The organism is Bifidobacterium catenulatum subsp. kashiwanohense JCM 15439 = DSM 21854 (assembly GCF_001042615.1).
GTDB classification, from domain to species: Bacteria; Actinomycetota; Actinomycetes; order Actinomycetales; family Bifidobacteriaceae; genus Bifidobacterium; species Bifidobacterium catenulatum.
The window spans coordinates 1,787,961-1,807,878 of record NZ_AP012327.1 but is presented as its reverse complement, the minus strand read 5'-3'; the positions used below and the strand labels follow the sequence as shown (position 1 = coordinate 1,807,878).

At 57.0% G+C, this 19,918-nt stretch carries 6 protein-coding genes, 2 rRNA genes and 1 pseudogene; all 9 read left to right on the top strand.

All coding sequences use genetic code 11. The features are described 5' to 3' along the window. Nucleotides 1–215: 215 nt before the first annotated feature. The gene (locus BBKW_RS07765) at nucleotides 216–3,098 is read left to right on the top strand and encodes a heavy metal translocating P-type ATPase (RefSeq protein WP_033501617.1); all 2,883 of its coding nucleotides are present in this window, start codon (nucleotides 216–218) and stop codon (nucleotides 3,096–3,098) included. Between the two features lie 488 nt (nucleotides 3,099–3,586). Beyond that, nucleotides 3,587–4,492, top strand: coding sequence for a 4-hydroxy-tetrahydrodipicolinate synthase (dapA, locus tag BBKW_RS07760; protein ID WP_033501672.1), 906 nt, complete (start codon nucleotides 3,587–3,589; stop codon nucleotides 4,490–4,492). Nucleotides 4,493–5,033: 541 nt separating this feature from the next. After that, nucleotides 5,034–6,773: pseudogene (locus BBKW_RS07755) on the top strand (ribonuclease J); the annotation flags it as partial. A gap of 122 nt (nucleotides 6,774–6,895) precedes the next feature. Continuing rightward, a complete protein-coding gene (pepN, locus tag BBKW_RS07750; RefSeq protein WP_033501615.1) occupies nucleotides 6,896–9,505 on the top strand; it encodes an aminopeptidase N in 2,610 nt (869 codons plus the stop codon). 425 nt (nucleotides 9,506–9,930) lie between these two features. Next, the gene (glmM, locus tag BBKW_RS07745; protein WP_033501614.1) at nucleotides 9,931–11,313 is read left to right on the top strand and encodes a phosphoglucosamine mutase; all 1,383 of its coding nucleotides are present in this window, start codon (nucleotides 9,931–9,933) and stop codon (nucleotides 11,311–11,313) included. Nucleotides 11,314–11,376: 63 nt separating this feature from the next. Then, the gene (locus BBKW_RS07740; RefSeq protein ID WP_003835375.1) at nucleotides 11,377–12,033 is read left to right on the top strand and encodes a peptide deformylase; all 657 of its coding nucleotides are present in this window, start codon (nucleotides 11,377–11,379) and stop codon (nucleotides 12,031–12,033) included. A 576-nt stretch (nucleotides 12,034–12,609) separates the two neighbouring features. After that, complete coding sequence (locus tag BBKW_RS07735; protein ID WP_048349536.1) at nucleotides 12,610–14,172, top strand: 3'-5' exonuclease family protein; 1,563 nt, start codon at nucleotides 12,610–12,612, stop codon at nucleotides 14,170–14,172. 634 nt (nucleotides 14,173–14,806) lie between these two features. After that, nucleotides 14,807–16,333, top strand: a 16S ribosomal RNA gene (locus BBKW_RS07730). A 460-nt stretch (nucleotides 16,334–16,793) separates the two neighbouring features. After that, a 23S ribosomal RNA gene (locus BBKW_RS07725) occupies nucleotides 16,794–19,871 on the top strand. Together the 16S and 23S rRNA genes form the textbook arrangement of a ribosomal RNA operon. The last annotated feature ends 47 nt before the right edge of the window (nucleotides 19,872–19,918 follow it).

Here is a 19,918-nt window from a genome sequence, read left to right as displayed (position 1 = left end):
CTTACGGTTGAACGGTAAATGGTCCCCAAACCGCTGATGTTGGCTTATTCCAGGTATCGGCGATTTGGGGATTATTTGTATCGTCTTATACCTACGCAATACAATCTGTGCCTACGTAATAAAGCTGTGCGCTGACTTTTGGCAATTAGCTCAAGTGCTGTTATACAGTGTGACTGTCCGAATCGAAACGAATGCAGTATGGAAACCGGTGAAACATGCAGGCTCTGATTGCCATCATCGTCGCATTGGCTGTGACGGTAGCCGTTTTGTGGTTCTTTTTCGCGCCGCGCAAAGCGTTCCGCGCCCGTGTCGACAACGGCGTGCAAGAGGCGGTCGTCGAAGTCAAAGGTGGGTACAGTCCGGCAGTCATCGAAGCCGAGGCTGGTTTGCCTTTGCGGTTGATCTTCGATCGAAAAGAAGACGGCGAATGCTCGTCGCACGTAGTGTTCTCCGATTTCGGCGTCGATCTTGCATTACCTCCTTTCCGTACAACGACGTTGACGATTCATCCTGATAGGCCGGGGGAGTACGGTTTTGCATGCGGTATGAACATGCTGCATGGCACGTTGCGTGTGTTGCCGGGAAAGCATCATGATGTAATGCAAGACGAGCATTCAGCGTCGGAAGAAAATCCGAATAATGCAGAATCTCATGTTCCTGTGCAATCGCAGCGAACTGCTGTTGATGAAACATCGCATGAATCCGTTGATACTTCTTCTGATTTTTCTTCTGTTTATGCTGATTCTTCAGATGATTCTTCCGCATCTCGTGAAATGCGAGCATTGGTTACGCGGCTTATTGTGTCTGCCATCGTTACGATTCCGGTATTCGCTTCTACGATGTTGATGCTGTATCCGATGCCGAATTGGGTGCAGTTCATACTGATGCTGCCGGTGATGTGCTATGCTGCATTGCCGATTTTTCGTAGCGGTTTCGCTGCGATCATTCACCGCTCTCCGGAAATGAACGCATTGGTCAGTTTGGGTACGGTATTTGCGTTTGCCTACTCGTGTGTGGTCACGTTTGTGCCTCAGATTCTGCCTGAGAATGCTCGAGAACCGTATTTTGAAGCGGTTGGTGTGGTCATCACGCTGATGCTGGTCGGGCAATTGCTTGAAGCGCGCGCTCGCGTCGGTACGGGAGAAGCCATGCGTGCATTGGCGAAACTGCAGCCGAAAACCGCTCGCGTGGTGCGTAATGAAATCGAAAAGGAAATTCCGGTCGATCAGGTGTTGGTCGGAGATATTATTGCGATTCGTCCGGGCGAACAACTTCCCGTTGACGGCACGGTTATTTCCGGTTCATCGTCTATCGACGAATCCATGATCACCGGCGAATCCATGCCGGTGCTGAAGCAGGCTGGCGGCAATGTGACCGGTGCCACGATCAACGGTACCGGATCGTTACGGTATCGTGCCACAAAAGTCGGCAAAGACACGGTGCTCGCGCAGATCATTGGATTGGTGCAATCCGCGCAAAGTTCCAAAGCTCCGGTACAGCGCATGGCGGATAAGATTTCCGGTATTTTCGTACCGATTGTGGTGCTGATCGCCGTGTGGTCGTGCGCATTGTGGTTTGCGTTCGGGCCGGAACCGCGCGTGATGCATGCGCTGGTGGCGGCGGTTTCAGTGCTTCTGATTGCATGCCCGTGCGCATTGGGTCTTGCCACACCGCTTTCCGTAACGGTTTCGACCGGTCGCGCCGCGCAAATGGGTGTGCTGATTCGTTCCGCCGAAGCATTGGAGACGTGCGGCAAAATCAATGCTGTCGTGCTTGACAAAACAGGTACGATCACTGCTGGTAAACCGTCGTTGACCGACGTGCTTCCGTTTGGAAAATGGCGTGAAATACCAGATGATTTGCTGGTGATCACAGCCAGTGCCGAACGGGATTCCGAACATCCTCTTGCCTCCGCGATTGTTGCCGGAGCGCAAGAAAAGCATCTTACGTTAGGCGAGGCAACGCAATTCCGTGCGATTTCCGGGCAGGGAGTCACTGCGCACGTCGCGTCACATAGTGTCGCTGTTGGCAATACCGATCTGATCGACGATCTTGACGTGGCCATGCCGAGCGTCGGCAACGAGGATCTCGATGACATCATCGAGACTATGGAACGGCTGTCGGCGGAAGGGAAAACGCCGATGCTTGCAGCGGTCGACGGCGAGCTTGCGGGAATCGTGGCCGTTGCCGACACGGTAAAACCCGATTCACAACAGGCCATCGCAGCTTTGAAATCGCATGGCGTCAACGTGGTGATGCTCACCGGAGACAACGAGACAACGGCACATGCCGTGGCAAATCAAGTTGGCGTCAGCAACGTGATCGCTGGAGTGCGACCGGAAAACAAGGCGGACGAAATCGCAAAACTGCAGGCGCAAGGCTATACGGTGGCCATGGTGGGCGACGGTATCAACGATGCTCCTGCACTTGCCCGTGCGAATGTGGGATTCGCCATTGGAACGGGCACGGATGTGGCGATCCAGTCCGCGGATGTGACATTGATGAATGGCTCTCTGATGGGTTTGGTGCATGCGCTTGATCTGACCCATGCCACCATGCGCAATATCGCGCAGAATCTTGGATTCGCTCTTGGCTACAACAGCATCGGCATTTCCATTGCGGCGGGCGTGCTCTACCCGTTCACCGGCATGATGCTCAATCCGATGATCGCGGGCGCCGCCATGGCGTTCTCGTCGCTGTGCGTGGTGACGAATGCGAGCCGACTGCGCCTGTTCGATCCAGACAAGGCGGTGCGTGCCGCAAACAGGACGTATCAGGTTCGCCAGCCGAACCCGAACGATAATAATCACAACAACCATAGTCAGAAAGGATTCATCATGGGACTGTTCAGCGATCACAAGGCCAAGAAGGAAGGTATGCACGAGGGTATGGAAGGCATGGGCGGCTCGCACTCCTGCTGCGGCGGCCATACCGCCGGCGCCGACCAGAGCGCGCCCGCCAAGGATCCGGTCTGTGGCATGAGCGTCGATCCGGCCACCGCTGCAGCCACCCGCGAGTACAACGGCACCACCTACTACTTCTGCAACCCGGGCTGCGCCGCCAAGTTCGAGCAGAACCCCACCCAATACCTTGCCTGAGTTTGTTCCGGTGAGCGCACTGTTTCCCTCTTGGTGACCGTACTGTTTTGGAGTATCGTGCGGTCAGGAAATCAAAATCGTGCGATATTCCGAAATCGTGCGGTTACCGGATCAAAATCGTGAAGTCATTTGGCTTGAATCCACCTGAGTATGCGGCTAAGCGTACCGATTCTTCCACTTGCTGGGGGATTTTGGACTGTGGGAGGCTTGACAGCGGGAGGATTGTCCCATTAACTGGAGGTTTTGGGTCTCTGGGAGGCTGGTTGCCGGGAGAATTGTTCCAGCGGGTGGAGGTTTTGGGAATGTGAGGGGTTGTTTAGCGTACCGTTTGTTCCATTGACTGGAGGTTTCGGGACTCTGGGAGGCTCGGCAGCGGGAGGATTGTTCCAGCGGGTGGGGGATTTTGGTCTCTGGGAGGCAGTTCATATTGCGATATGGTCACGAACTCGGGCGCTTCGGCGTCCGTGGCGGGAAGTACCGTTGGCACTATGACTGACGGTACTATGCATCTTCTTGACCCCGCTCCATTCGGACGTATTCTTCCGGCCATGGTCACCCCTATGAAGGCTGACGGAGCTGTCGATTTCGAAGCCGCGCAAAAGCTGGCGAAGCAGCTTGTTGCCGACGGTGCGGATGGCTTGGTGGTCAATGGCACCACTGGCGAGTCTCCCACCACCCACATGGAGGAGAAGGTCGAGCTGGTACAAGCGGTCAAGGAGGTCGTGGACGTGCCGGTCATCTCCGGTGCGGGTTCCAATGATACCGCCCACACCGTGCGCATGGTGGAGCAGACTCAGGAGGCGGGCGCCGATGCGGTGCTTGTGGTCGCTCCGTACTATTCGCGCCCGTCGCAGGAAGGCGTGTTCCGTCACTACAAGGCGGTCAATGATTCCGCCGACAAGCCGATTATCGTTTACGATGTGCCTGGCCGTACCGGTTTGCACATTCAGTTGGAAACCTACCGTCGTTTGGCTGAACTTGATCATGTCAAGGCGGTCAAGGACGCTACCGGAGATATCGCGGGTGCCGTGCGTAAGCGTATGGAAACCGGTTTAACTTGGTATTCGGGCGATGACGGTCTGTTCCTGCCGTTCCTTTCGGTTGGCGCGGTCGGCATTATTTCCGTGATCGCGCATGCCGCATCCGGTCCGATGCGTGATTTGGCTGCTGCGTTCGATCGCGGCGACATTCATGAGGCGCAGCGCATTGCCGTGCAGCTTGCCCCGCTGGTCGAAGCGATGAATGGCAACGGTTTCCAAGCTGTTATGGCGAAGGCGTCGCTGAAGGTGCGTGGCGTTCTCGATTCCACTACGATGCGTTTGCCGAACGTCGGTCCGGGCGAAGCTGAGATTAAGCGCGCGGAGGATGGCATGCGTGCTTCCGGCTTGCTGTGATTGCGATGATTGCCGTACCTGCAGCAGCGATGTTTACGGCACTGACTTGCAATGGCTATTACGGCAAGCATTGCGACTACCGGTTTGCCGTAATACGTTTGCCGTAATGCGGCAAACCTACTGAATTCCTCGTTTCCGCACAGGCGGAGACAATTAGTAATAGAAATCCAACTAGGAAATGGCTATAGAAGAAACCAAAACAGTAACTACGCACAAGCGCGGCAGCAAAGCTGCCAAGCGCACTGAGAACACCCAGACCGCGGATGTGAAATCCGCGAAGTCTGTAAGCTCCGAGCAAGCCAACAAGGCTGAAACGACTTCCAAGAAGGCGAAGTCTTCTGGCCGTAGTGGTGGCCGTGGCACTCGCGCGGGCGATGCGTCCGGTTCCACCCGTGGCGGTTCCCGTGGCAATGGCAGCGGCTCCTCCAAGGGCACGAAGAACGTCAAGAATGCAAAAGGTGCCAAGCCTTCTAGGAACTCCAAGAGTGCTAATGCGGCAAGCTCTTCTGCCGGCAACCGTCGTAATTCCCGTCTTGCTCCGCAGACCACCGCACCGCAGCAGGATGACGTGTTGATCGCTCCGCCGAAGTACCGCAAGGGTTCCATGCGCATCGTGCCTCTTGGCGGTCTTGGTGAGATCGGCCGCAACATGAACGTGGTCGAATACAACGGCCATCTGCTGCTCATCGACTGCGGTGTGCTTTTCCCTGAAGAGGAGCAGCCGGGCGTTGATTTGATCCTGCCTGACTTCCATTACATCAAGGATCGTCTCGACAAGGTCGAGGCTCTGGTGCTCACCCACGGCCACGAGGATCATATCGGTGGCGTGCCGTATCTGCTGAAGCTTCGCCCTGATATTCCGCTGATCGGTTCCAAGCTCACGTTGGCTTTCGTCGAAGCCAAGTGCAAGGAGCATCGCATCAATCCGCGACTGGTTGAGGTCAAGGGACGCGACAAGCTGAAGGTCGGTCCGTTCAATCTTGAGTTTGTGAACGTCACGCATTCCATTCCGGACGCTCTGGCTGTGTTCGTGCAGACTCCGGCCGGAAGCCTCATCGATACCGGCGATATTAAGCTCGATCAGCTGCCGCTCGACCATCGCATCACCGATTTGGTGGAGTTCGGCAAGCTTGGTGAAAAGGGCGTGGATCTGCTGATGATGGATTCCACCAACGCTGAGGTTCCAGGCTTCGTCAAACCGGAAACCACCATTGGTCCAGCGCTTGATCAGGCATTCGCCCAGGCTACGCGCAAGATCATCGTGGCCAGCTTCTCCAGCCATGTGCACCGCGTGCAGCAGGTTGTTGACGCCGCTCACAAGTATGGCCGCAAGGTGGTGTTCGTGGGCCGTTCCATGGTTCGCAACATGTCCATTGCTGCGGATTTGGGCTACTTGAGGCTTCCTGAAGACACGGTCATCGACCTGAAGAAGGCTCATGACGTGCAAGACGACAAGCTCGTCTACATGTGCACTGGTTCCCAGGGCGAACCGATGGCCGCGCTTGGCCGCATCGCCGACGGCAACCATCGCGACATCACCATCAACGAATTCGACACGGTCATTCTTGCGAGCTCCCTGATTCCAGGCAACGAGCATGGCGTGTACAAGATCATCAACAAGCTGGTGCAGCTTGGCGCCCGCGTGGTCAATCGAGACAATGCCGCCGTGCATGTGTCCGGCCACTGCAATGAGGGCGAACTGCTGTACATGTACAACATTGTCAAGCCGAAGTGCGCCATGCCGATTCATGGTGAGAACCGCCATTTGGTGGCGAACGGCATGATTGCGGTTAAGACGGGTGTCGATCCGCAGAATGTGGTGCTCGCTGAAGATGGTGATGTGGTCGATTTGTACCACGGCCAGGCTGCCGTTGTCGGTTCCGTTCCATGCGGTTACGTGTACGTTGACGGCGATTCCGTTGGCGAACTTACCGAGGAAGAACTTGAGAAGCGTCGTATTCTCGGTACGGAAGGTTTCGTGTCGAGCTTCGTCGTTGTCGATACGGAAACCGCTGACGTTGTCGCAGGTCCGAAGATCTATCTCAACGCGGTTGCCGAAGACGAAAGCGAATTCGACAAGGTTCGTCATCAGATCGTCGAGCAATTGCAGGATGCGATGATGACTGGCACGCACGATACGTACAAGCTTCAGCAGATCATGCGTCGTACGTTGGGTAGCTGGGTCGCACGTCAGCTGCATCGCAAGCCGATGATCGTTCCGGTCGTTGCCGATATCGCACAGGATGTTGACGAAGCGATGGGATTGAACGCAGCGCAATGATGAATCGACAGATAGTCAATAATTGTTGATTACATAATCAAAAGAAGAACGGCGTAACCGGCACAATCGGTTGCGCCGTCTCCTATTCCACAAATAGGAATTTCCCAATAAAAAGGAGTGACATGCCAGGAGCAAATCTCACCCGAATCGAAGCGGAAGAACGTAAAAGCGTTATCGCAGCACCGGTTCATTACACGGTCAAACTTGACCTGACCCGTGGAGCCAAAAATTTCGGTTCTGAAACCACCATCACGTTCGACGCTAAGCCGGGGGCTACCAGCTTCCTCGACCTGATCGCCACCGAAGTGAGCGAAATCGTGCTCAACGGCGCAACTCTCGATCCGGCCGAAGCGTTCGCCGACAGCCGTATCGAACTGAAGAACCTCGAAGCGCACAACGAAGTGACCGTCAAGGCGCTGTGCCAGTATTCCAACACCGGTGAAGGCTTGCACCGCAGCGTCGACCCGTCCGACGGCAACATCTACCTGTACTCCCAGTTCGAAGTGCCGGATACCCGTCGCGTGTACGCCGTGTTCGACCAGCCTGACATCAAGGCCGTGTTCGACTTCTCCGTGCTTGCGGCCAAGTCATGGATCGTCACCTCCAACATGCCTGCCGCATCCGTGACCGACAACGAAACCGTTACCGAAGAAGGCACGCTCGGTACGCACGAAGCCGAAACCACCAAACTGTGGGTGTTCGAATCCACGCCGACCATGAGCTCCTATCTCACCGCCATCTGCGCAGGCCCATACGCCGAATGGCATACCGAATACGCCAACGAAGACGGCCGCACCGTGCCGATGGCCATGTACTGCCGTCAGGCGCTCGCCGAAGCGTTCGCCAAGGATGTCGACTACCTGTTCGACATCACCAAGAAGGGTTTTGCCTTCTATGCGAAGACTTGGGGCGTGCCGTATCCGTACGCCAAGTACGACCAGATTTACGTGCCGGAATACAATGCCGGCGCTATGGAGAACATTGGCATGGTCACTATCCGCGACCAGTACGTGTTCGAATCGAAGGTCACCGACGCGTATGCCGAGCGCCGCGTCGTCACCGTGCTGCACGAGCTTGCACACATGTGGTTCGGCGATTACGTGACCATGAAGTGGTGGAACGACCTGTGGCTTAACGAGTCTTTCGCTGAGTTCACATCCACCCTTGCCACTGCCGAAGCCACGGAATGGAAGGACGCTTGGGCCACGTTCAGCTCCGGCGAGAAGAGCTGGGCACTGCGCCAGGATCAGCTGAGCACCACCCACCCGATCGTCGCGCCGATCAACGATCTGAACGACACGTATGTCAATTTCGACGGCATCACCTATGCCAAGGGTGCTTCCGTGCTGAAGCAGCTCGTGTTCTATGTGGGTCGTGAGAAGTTCTTCAAGGGCATCAACAACTATTTGGACAAGCATGCGTACTCCAACGCTACGCTCGCCGATCTGCTGGCTGAACTCGAGTTGACGTCCGGTCGCGATCTCAAGGCGTGGAGCGCCCAGTGGCTTGAACAGTCCGGCATCAACACCATCGCTACCGAAGTTGAGGAAAACGAGGATGGTACGATTCGGCAGCTTGCGTTGCGCCAGTCCGCTTCGGCTGAACATCCGGTGCTGCGTGCACATCGTCTGGCTGTCGGCTTCTACAATGAGGATCCGGAGACCGGCAAGATCGTGCGTACCGACCAGTTCGAACTTGATGTTGACGGCGAACTGACGATTGTCGAAGCGGCTGCCGGCAAGGCACGTCCGGCTCTGATTTTGGTGAATGACGACGATTTGACATACACGAAGCTGCGCTTCGATGAGAAGAGCCTCAAGTTCGCTGCGGAGAACCTGTATCGTTTCGACGATGCGCTGGCTCGTTCCGTGATTTGGCTTGCATTCTGGGATATGACTCGTGACGGCGAATTGCCGGCAAAGCAGTTCATCGAAACCTCTTTGGCTGCGCTCGCTACGGAACATGAGTCCACCACGTTCCGTTACGCTTTGGCGCAGGTCAGCACCACCGCATGGCATTACACCGCTCCGGCCGACCGTGCCGAAGTGGTGGAGCATGTGGCTGCCGAACTGTTCAAGCTGGCTCAGGCTGCCGAAGCCGGTTCCGACGAGCAGTTCCAGCTGATCACCGCTTACTTGGGTTATGGTGAGCCGGGCGATGCTGCGTTCGAAGCGAATGCGAAGGGTTTGCTCGATGGTTCCGTGAAGCTTGACGGCTTGGAGATTGACAATAATTTCCGTTGGACCATCATCAACGCGTTGAGCACGATCAACGCCATTGGCCAGAGCGACATCGACGCGGAACTTGCCAAGCGCGAAACCACTGAGAACCGTGAGTTCGCATTGGGTGCACGTGCGGTCGCAGGCATTGCGGAAGCCAAGGAATGGGCTTGGAACGAGGCTTTGCACAACGACGAGCTGACCAACATGCAGTTGGAATCCGTGGCCCGCGGCTTCGCATCCACTCCACGTGCCGACTTGGCTGAACCGTATGCGGCCAAGTATTTCGAGGTTGCTGACTGGATTTGGAAGAACAAGACCTTCCACATGGCTGAGGCTCTGCTGGAAGGCCTGTACCCGAGCTATGCCGATCCGGCCACGCTGGTGGATCTCGGTGATGCTTGGCTGGCTTCGCATGCGGACGCCGACAACGCGTTGCAGCGCATTGTGCGCGGCAATGTTGAATCGTCGCATCGCACGCTCAAGGTGCGCGATTTCAACGCGTCCCTCTGATGCCGTTCCTGACACCACTGCAGTAGTTGTTTTTGGTAGCTACTTTTGGTAACTGCATCTGATATCACTCTGTGATATTGCATCACAAGCCCGGACCGACGGCGTGACTTATCTCGCTGCCAGTCCGGGCTTGTTTGCTTCCAGACAAGCCATCCCAAACAAAAGCCAGTCCCATAACGGTTATGGACAGTGGATCTTTTGGGCCCATAATGGCCCAGTCGGTCGGAATCGGAGGATGGGAGTGAGATTGCAAGAAACTTGAGATTGCGGAAATCTCACGACATTGCATACTGCGGTTTGCCTGACATCACATACTGCGGTTTGCAGGTATCGCAACATGCTGTCGACTATTTCGTTGAATGGTGAACCCGTTGAGTACGATGGTGCACGGCAATATAACTTGAGATAGCGAGGACTTGAGACTCATGCCACGTATGTTCGGAACAGACGGTGTTCGAGGATTGGCGAATAGGGCTTTGACCGCACAGCTTGCGTTGGATTTGGGCGATGCTGCGGTGCGCGTGCTTGGCGATGACGGAGACAAAAGCGAATTCGACGGTCGTCGCCGTGCACTGGTCGGCCGCGATACTCGCGTTTCCGGCGATTTTCTTGCAGCGGCACTGTCCGCAGGCATGTCCGCAGGCGGATTTGACGTGATCGACGCGGGCATTATTCCAACTCCGGGTGTTGCATACCTGACTTCCGTGCTGAACGTGGAAATGGGTGCCGTGATTTCCGCATCCCATAATCCCATGCCCGACAACGGCATCAAATTCTTCGCACGTGGCGGTTTCAAACTGCCTGATACCAAAGAAGACGAAATCGAAAGCGTGCTCGGCCAGGATTGGGAACGCCCGACCGGTGCCGGCGTGGGCCGCATCAGCCACGACACGGCAACCGCAACCAACCTGTATATCGACCATCTGGTGTCCACCATCGCTCCCATCGGACCCGACAAGTCCCAGCCGACACCGCTGAAAGGATTGAAAGTCGTGGCCGACTGCGCCAACGGCGCCACCTCCGTGGTCGCGCCGGAAGCGTTGCGCCGCGCCGGAGCAGACGTGATCGTAATCAACGCTTCGCCAGATGGCTACAACATCAACAAGAACGCCGGATCCACACACCCCGAACAGCTGCAGGCCATGGTCAAGGCTTCCGGCGCCGATCTGGGTGTGGCCTTCGACGGTGACGCCGACCGTTGCCTCGCCGTGGACGAAGACGGCACCATGGTCAACGGCGATCAAATCATGGGCATTCTCGCACGCGCCAAGAAGAACGCGGGCAAGCTCAACCATGACACCCTCGTGGTAACTGTGATGAGCAACCTCGGCCTGAAACTCGCCCTGCGTTCCATGGGCATCAAAACCGTGCAAACCGGCGTGGGCGACCGTTACGTGCTTGAGGAAATGCTGCGCGGCGACTATTCGCTCGGCGGCGAACAGTCCGGACACGTGATCAACCGCGAATTCGCCACCACCGGCGACGGCACCCTCACCGCATTGACCCTATGCAACGAAGTGGTCAACTCCGGCAAAAGCCTCAAAGAACTCGCATCCGACTTCCCGCAACTGCCGCAAACCCTCATCAACGTGCCGAACGTCGACAAGCTCGCGGCCAAAACCAATGCCAAAGTGCAGGCGGCCGTCGAACACGAAGAGAAAATGCTCGGCGACACCGGCCGTGTGCTATTGCGCCCATCCGGCACCGAACCGCTTGTACGCGTCATGGCCGAAGCGGAAACCCAACAGCAGGCCGACGAGGTCTGCGACCGTCTCGCCAAAGTCGTAGCCGAAGAACTTGCCCTGTAACCAAACTGCCGATACACATCATTCGGCAATCCAAAATCCCGAACCAATACGCGAAGGAAACCCATGTTTGGACGCAACTCGAAAGTCAACCTCGAACTCAACCGCGAGGTTGAAAAACTCATCAAAACCGGCGGCAAGGAACAACTGCTCCCCATCGTGCAGGCAGGCGAACCGGTACTACGTCAGCAGACCGCAGCCTACGAAGGCCAGCTGAGCCGCAAAACGCTCGACAAACTCATCGAGACCATGCGCGTCACCATGATCGAAGCGCCGGGCGTAGGCCTTGCCGCAACCCAGATCGGTCTTGGACTGGCCCTCGCCGTGGTGGAAGACCATGTGCGTGACGACGATGACGATGATCCGCGTGAAGCGGCTGAATTCCCGTTCCATGTCATCATCAACCCCAGCTATGAGCCGATCGGCACCGAAACCCGAAGCTTTTACGAAGGCTGCCTGAGTTTCGACGGCTATCAGGCGGTACGCAAACGCTGGCTCGACATTACAGCCCGCTGGCAAGATGAAGACGGCAAACAGCACGAGGAGCATCTGCACGGCTGGCCGGCCCGCATCTTCCAGCACGAAACCGACCATTTAAGCGGTGAACTGTATATCGACAAGGCGGAAATCCGCAGCCTCGCCACCAACGAGAATCTTGAGGATTTCTGGTGCGACGATCCGGTTCCTAACGAAGCCGCAGCTGAACTCGGATTCGAGCTGTAAACCAGGGGGGGGGGGTACGTGCCGCTGTAAGCGCATAATGTGCGGCAAAGGCGTTGCGGAATCCAATCAACACGGAATCCGGTTGTTACGAATCCGATCGTTGCGGAAATCCGTGAATATCCAGCAGGGGGAGAGGCCTACGAGCCTCTCCCTTTTTTGTCATACCATCATTCTTTCGTCATGCCATCGTTCGTATATCCCGTGCGATGCGCGCACGCATCGCATTCCCCACGGCACACGCACGTATGTAAGTAACCATGTTTGCATTTCGCAAGATTATTTTTCGCAGCGTTATATCGCGTGATATTTTCAGCACCATCTGCGTCATCATCATGGCGAAACGATTTCGTACGTGACGTCGTACTACGTGCGCAACGCGCATGGACACAGTCAAGCATGGTATTTTTTGTGAACATAATCGTTTTTCGCAACATTAATTTCTTTCCTGTATTGAATCTAGCGGAATAAACGAATTTAAGATACGCTTTCGAATCTTGAAAAAAGGAGATTGCGCCATCCGAGAAGCAGTATGTTTTTCATGGGCGTCGACGTGTACTGCGCCCCCTCTCGGCTACCATGCAAAGTATGAACGAAGCAAAGACGGGCCGTTCCTGGCTTACTGAAGCCAAGCAAGACATCAACCAATGGTCGGCATCGATGCCAAAAAACGCCGACAACCAGCTTATCGACTGGCAGTGGGTCGCATCCCTCGACTTGGAACACGGCATTGGAGCCGCGCAAAGCCAAAGCATTGACCTGATTGCCGTATTGAACGCCGCCGATACCGCGCTTTTGCCGACTCCGGAGACAACGGATTCCATACAGGATTCGGTATTATCCGCCCAGCAGCTGCATAATCTGCTGAAAAAGGATCTGGCGGTACGCGACCGTCTCGAATCCATCATCGCGCAATGTAACACCGCTTTCATGACGGATTTCGACCGTTTGATCGCTTCTTACCGTTTGCCTCGTGCACTCGCATATGCGAACCGTCGGTTGTGCGACGAAATCGCCATGTTGCGTCGAATTGGCGTTGCGATGGGCTTGTGGACTATTACCGAAGAACGCCGGGAACGGGTGACGGTTCCCGTGCTGCAGCCTGTTGCCGGAACGGACAACCGTGTGAACCTCGACAATATTCAGGATCGCACCGCACAGATCGTCAATGGCCGTGCCGAACGTCGTGCCGCAGAACGTGAACAGAAGCGTGCCAGCGATTACGCCATGTCGCGCGCGAACTTGAGCGGGGTGACGAGTCCAGGAGGTTCGCGCGTGTTCGATTATGGGGCCCTTGACTCTACTGGCAAGGGTTCAGGCGCTTCTTTTGGCTCTTTTGGAAGTTCCGCTGACTCGGCGGAGGACGCGCAGTCTCGACGTTTGGCGGATTACAAAAAGTCGGATTGGCGTGACGCCTACCTCCCTGGACGTGACCTCGACACGGTGATGGGCATTGATATTGAAACCACAGGTACGGATCCGGCTCGCGTGTACATCATCGACGCCGGGTTTGAATTCATGAATATGATCTCGCCACGTCCGGCCGGCGAGCCCTCGGGCTACTGCTACGAACAGGGCTATTACGAGGCTGGCGACGCGTACGGCCAGGCGCGTCTTTCCTTCGGAGTTCCTGCGCAGAACGCACTGCTCGGCAATCCTCTGATTCTCGACCTTACCGGTATTGATGTGCGCGATCGTGCCGGCATGGACTTTCGTTTGTTTGACGAATGGCCCGAAGCACAGGTCGGATTGCTGCAACGGCTTGAACAGCAGCCGTACGTTGCACACAACGCCCGGTTTGAGCACAGCTTTTTCATGTTGAATGTTGCCGGATATGCGGAAAGCTATCGTGCTGGCAATATTACGATCATCGACACGTTGCCGATGAGCCGTCGTTGGGATGAGGGGTCGATTCCCGATGATGAGCATCCGTATGGCAATAACACGTTGGATGCGTATGCCAAACGTCAGGGTGCGTTGGACGCTTCCCAAAGCGAACGGCATCTTGGCTTGGAAGATACGCATATCATGCTGGTCGCCATGAAGCATCATCTTGGTGTGCTGCATGCCGAGGGTCGCGGGCCTTGGAGCGCAGCCGGAAGACCAGGCAATGGCGGTAAACGGTGCGGCAAGCGTTGGTAGGCGGAGTGTCTCGCAAATGTGAGGCAAGACGCAATCTGGATGGCATAACGCAAGCTGGATGGGCGAATTGACGCTGCTGAATGTGTGCCAAGCGTAATCGTGTTGTTTTCCCGCTGGATGTTTTGACTGCTGGTCGTCTTGTATTTGTTCTTTAGCCGTGCGCATTTACTCACTGCGGTTGCGACACGCCTGGGTGTTGGTTTGCGGTGGGTTTTTCCGATGGTCTTGTGCCGTGCGGTGGCGTTCGCCGCCCGTTTTCCCGTGTTTTCGACACGCCGGTGGATGCGTTGTTTTCCAATGGTTCGCGGGGTGTCCGTGAGGGTTCGGGTTGCGTGGATCGGCGGGTTCGTGTAAGTTTACTTCTCGCTGCTCGGCACGGCGGCCTCGCTTCTGGAGATTGGGGCGGCTTGCTGGTGCGGTGGTGGTTTGAGAACTCAAGAGCGTATTTGTACTACTTCTTTATAGTCAATGATTGCCAGTCCGTCTTACGGCCCGCGCGTGTTGTTCGCGTGTGGGTGCCGGGAGGCCGGTCAAACGGGACGGGGTTTTTGCGGACAGTCCGTTTTCCTTATAAACGGATGTCGATTTTCTTGTTTTTGAGAGTCACATGTTGGTTCTCTTCATGAAAGGTTTTTTTGTGGAGGGTTCGATTCTGGCTCAGGATGAACGCTGGCGGCGTGCTTAACACATGCAAGTCGAACGGGATCCCAGGAGCTTGCTCCTGGGTGAGAGTGGCGAACGGGTGAGTAATGCGTGACCGACCTGCCCCATGCACCGGAATAGCTCCTGGAAACGGGTGGTAATGCCGGATGCTCCATCACACTGCATGGTGTGTTGGGAAAGCCTTTGCGGCATGGGATGGGGTCGCGTCCTATCAGCTTGATGGCGGGGTAACGGCCCACCATGGCTTCGACGGGTAGCCGGCCTGAGAGGGCGACCGGCCACATTGGGACTGAGATACGGCCCAGACTCCTACGGGAGGCAGCAGTGGGGAATATTGCACAATGGGCGCAAGCCTGATGCAGCGACGCCGCGTGCGGGATGACGGCCTTCGGGTTGTAAACCGCTTTTGATCGGGAGCAAGCCTTCGGGTGAGTGTACCTTTCGAATAAGCACCGGCTAACTACGTGCCAGCAGCCGCGGTAATACGTAGGGTGCAAGCGTTATCCGGAATTATTGGGCGTAAAGGGCTCGTAGGCGGTTCGTCGCGTCCGGTGTGAAAGTCCATCGCTTAACGGTGGATCTGCGCCGGGTACGGGCGGGCTGGAGTGCGGTAGGGGAGACTGGAATTCCCGGTGTAACGGTGGAATGTGTAGATATCGGGAAGAACACCAATGGCGAAGGCAGGTCTCTGGGCCGTTACTGACGCTGAGGAGCGAAAGCGTGGGGAGCGAACAGGATTAGATACCCTGGTAGTCCACGCCGTAAACGGTGGATGCTGGATGTGGGGCCCGTTCCACGGGTTCCGTGTCGGAGCTAACGCGTTAAGCATCCCGCCTGGGGAGTACGGCCGCAAGGCTAAAACTCAAAGAAATTGACGGGGGCCCGCACAAGCGGCGGAGCATGCGGATTAATTCGATGCAACGCGAAGAACCTTACCTGGGCTTGACATGTTCCCGACCGTTCCAGAGATGGGGCTTCCCTTCGGGGCGGGTTCACAGGTGGTGCATGGTCGTCGTCAGCTCGTGTCGTGAGATGTTGGGTTAAGTCCCGCAACGAGCGCAACCCTCGCCCTGTGTTGCCAGCACGTCATGGTGGGAACTCACGGGGGACCGCCGGGGTCAACTCGGAGGAAGGTGGGGATGACGTCAGATCATCATGCCCCTTACGTCCAGGGCTTCACGCATGCTACAATGGCCGGTACAACGGGATGCGACACGGCGACGTGGAGCGGATCCCTGAAAACCGGTCTCAGTTCGGATTGGAGTCTGCAACCCGACTCCATGAAGGCGGAGTCGCTAGTAATCGCGGATCAGCAACGCCGCGGTGAATGCGTTCCCGGGCCTTGTACACACCGCCCGTCAAGTCATGAAAGTGGGTAGCACCCGAAGCCGGTGGCCTAACCCTTCGTGGGATGGAGCCGTCTAAGGTGAGACTCGTGATTGGGACTAAGTCGTAACAAGGTAGCCGTACCGGAAGGTGCGGCTGGATCACCTCCTTTCTACGGAGTTTTTTTTCAGGACGCCGGCTTGGCGTCCGTCGTGCGGCCCATGCGTCGGGAACGGTTCCCGGTTTCGCGTGGGCGTGCTGGTGTGGAAGAGATCGTTGGCTTCGCGGGTTCCTTTTGTGGGTCCGGGGAGTGGTGCGGATATGCTTTTGGGTTCCCGGACCGCCACCCGCGACTTGGTCGCGCGCGGTTTTCCGGGTGTCCCCTTGGGGCGGTCGGCCGGCCGGTGTGCCGTGTCCGGATCGTTTCTTGGGTGCGTGGTGGTTTGAGAACTGGATAGTGGACGCGAGCAATGCGATGGCATGTTTCTTGCCGTCGTTTGCTTTATCGCGATTTCGCCAGGCTCTTCTTTTTGGAGTCTGGTTTCGAGATCGATCGTTTTGTGATCATTGTTTACAGTGTGATGATCTGTCGTCTGGCGTGGAGAAGCTTATCATCAGGTTTTTTCGGGGCGTGTGCCGCCCTGAAGGGCGTATGGTGGATGCCTTGGCAGACAGTACCGATGAAGGACGTTTGAGGATGCGATAAGCCTCGGGGAGCCTCCAACATGGCTTCGATCCGAGGATTTCCGAATGGGGCAACCCGCCGGCCGTCATGGGCCGGCACGGAACCGTGTTGTTCCGGGGGTACGCAGGGAAGTGAAACATCTCAGTACCTGCAGGAAGGGATACTCCGTGAGTAGTGGCGAGCGAAAGCGGATCAGACCAAACCATGGGCGCGTGATACCCGTCGGGGGTTGCGTTCGTGGTGTTGTGGGAGCGTGTGTCCCGGTTCCGACGGACCGGGCGGGAGTCATAAAACGGCTTGCCAGGGGAACAGGCTTGAAGGCCTGGCCGCAGAGGGTGCCAGCCCCGTACCTGGAAGCTTGCCGTCTTCCGATCATGCGTCCCAAGTAGCGCGGGCCTCGTGGAATCCCGTGTGAATCGGCCCCGACCGTGGGGTAAGTCTAAGCATACCTGTCTGACCGATAGCGTACCAGTACCGTGAGGGAAAGGTGAAAAGCACCCCGGGAGGGGAGTGAAAGAGTTCCTGAAACCGTGCGCCTACAATCCGTCGGAGCCTCCTTGTGGGGTGACGGCGTGCCTATCGAAAAATGAGTCTGCGAGTCAGTGGTGCGTGGCGAGGCTAACCCGTCGTGGGGGAGCCGTAGCGAAGGCGAGTCTCAAAAGGCGTTTTGAGTCGCGTGCCCTGGACCCGAAGCGGGATGATCTAGCCCTGGGCAGGTTGAAGCGCGGGTAAGACCGCGTGGAGGACCGAACCCACCTGGGTTGAAAACCGGGGGGATGACTTGGGGCTAGGGGTGAAAGGCCAATCAAATTCCGTGATAGCTGGTTCTCTCCGAAATGCATTTAGGTGCAGCGTCGGTTGATTGCATCGCGGGGGTAGAGCTACTGGATGCTTGCGGGCCCGTGTGGGGTACCAATAGCAGCCAAACTCCGAATACCGTGGATGTGTATTCCGGCAGTGAGTCGGCGGGGGATAAGCTCCGTCGTCGAGAGGGAGACAGCCCAGATCGTCGTCTAAGGTCCCGAAGCGTGTGCTAAGTGGGAAAGGATGTGGAGTCGCATAGACAGCCAGGAGGTTGGCTCAGAAGCAGCCATCCTTGAAAGAGTGCGTAACAGCTCACTGGTCTAGTGGTTCCGCGCCGACAATGTAGCGGGGCTCAAGCACACCACCGAAGACGCGGCAACGGCCTTTGTGGCTGTTGGGTAGGAGAGCGTCCCCCGAGGGGCGAAGCGGCGGCGCAAGCCGGCCGTGGACTTCGGGGGAGTGAGAATGCAGACATGAGTAGCGAGAGACGGGTGAGGATCCCGTCCGCTGGATGACCAAGGGTTCCGGGGCCACGTTCGTCGTCCCCGGGTGAGTCGGGTCCTAAGGCGAGGCCGACAGGCGTAGTCGAATGGATGAACGGGTGGATATTCCCGTACCGGCAGCGAACCGCAAGAGCCGAACGGATGAGTACTAACCTCCGGTCGCGTGGCGTCGTTCCCTTCGGGGTTCGGGGCGCGCGGTCGTTGGGAATGTAGTCCTGGTAGGTTAGCGCACAGGGGTGACACGGAATGGGAGCCGGCCGCGGAGGTGGTTTTCCGTGGTCAAGCACGCAGCCCGTCCCATAGGCAAATCCGTGGGACATGTAGGGTGAGGTGCGATGATGGGCGCCTTTTTGGCGCGATATCCGGTGGTCCAGGCCGTCGAGAAAAGCCTCGGCGCGAGGGGCGTTGCCGCCCGTACCCCAAACCGACACTGGTGGTCAGGTAGAGAATACCAAGGCGATCGAGCGAATCCTGGTCAAGGAACTCGGCAAATCACTCCCGTGCCTTCGGTATAAGGGAGACCCCTGATGGTGATGGAACTCGCTTCCGGAGCTTTCGGGGGTGGCACAGACCAGGGGGTAGCGACTGTTTACCAAAAACACAGGTGCATGCGAAGGCGCAAGCCGCTGTATATGCACTGACGCCTGCCCGGTGCCGGAAGGTTAAGAGGATCCGTCAGCCCTCGGGCGAAGCGGTGAATTCAAGCCCCGGTAAACGGCGGTGGTAACTATAACCATCCTAAGGTAGCGAAATTCCTTGTCGGGTAAGTTCCGACCTGCACGAATGGCGTAACGACTTCCCCACTGTCTCGACCAGGAGCTCGGCGAAATTGCAGTACGAGTAAAGATGCTCGTTAAGCGCAGAAGGACGAAAAGACCCCGGGACCTTTACTATACCTTGGTATTGGCGTTAGGCGCGGATTGTGTAGCATAGGCGGGAGGCTTCGAAGCGGTGGCGCCAGCCATCGTGGAGCCGCAAGGTGAAATACCGCTCTGTTCTCGTTTGACGTCTCACCTCGAACAGTGATCCTGTTCAGGGACAGTGCCTGGCGGGTAGTTTAACTGGGGCGGTTGCCTCCCAAAGAGTAACGGAGGCGCTCAAAGGTCCGCTCAGCCCGGTTGGCAATCGGGTTTCGAGTGTAATCGCACAAGCGGGCTTGACTGCGAGGACGACGGTCCGGGCAGGGACGAAAGTCGGAGATAGTGATCCGGTGCCGGCGCACGGGCGCGGCATCGCTCAACGGATAAAAGGTACCCCGGGGATAACAGGCTGATCATTCCCAAGAGTCCATATCGACGGGATGGTTTGGCACCTCGATGTCGGCTCGTCGCATCCTGGGGCTGGAGCAGGTCCCAAGGGTTCGGCTGTTCGCCGATTAAAGCGGCACGCGAGCTGGGTTCAGAACGTCGTGAGACAGTTTGGTCTCTATCCTCTGCGCTCGTTGGAATCCTGAGGAGGCCTGCCCATAGTACGAGAGGACCTGGGTGGACGGACCTCTGGTATGCCGGTTGTCGCGCCAGCGGCATGGCCGGTTGGCTACGTTCGGGAGGGATAACCGCTGAAAGCATCTAAGCGGGAAGCCTGCTCCAAGATTAGGATTCCTTGACGCTCCTCGGAGCGTCCGAAGCCCGCATGTTGAACACGTGTTCGATAGGCCGGGGGTGGAAGTCCCGCGAGGGATGGAGCCGACCGGTACTAACGGGCGAACGCGGCACACTTTCCGATCCATGTCTGGTGGGTTGGGTCTCGTCCTGTGGTGGTTCTT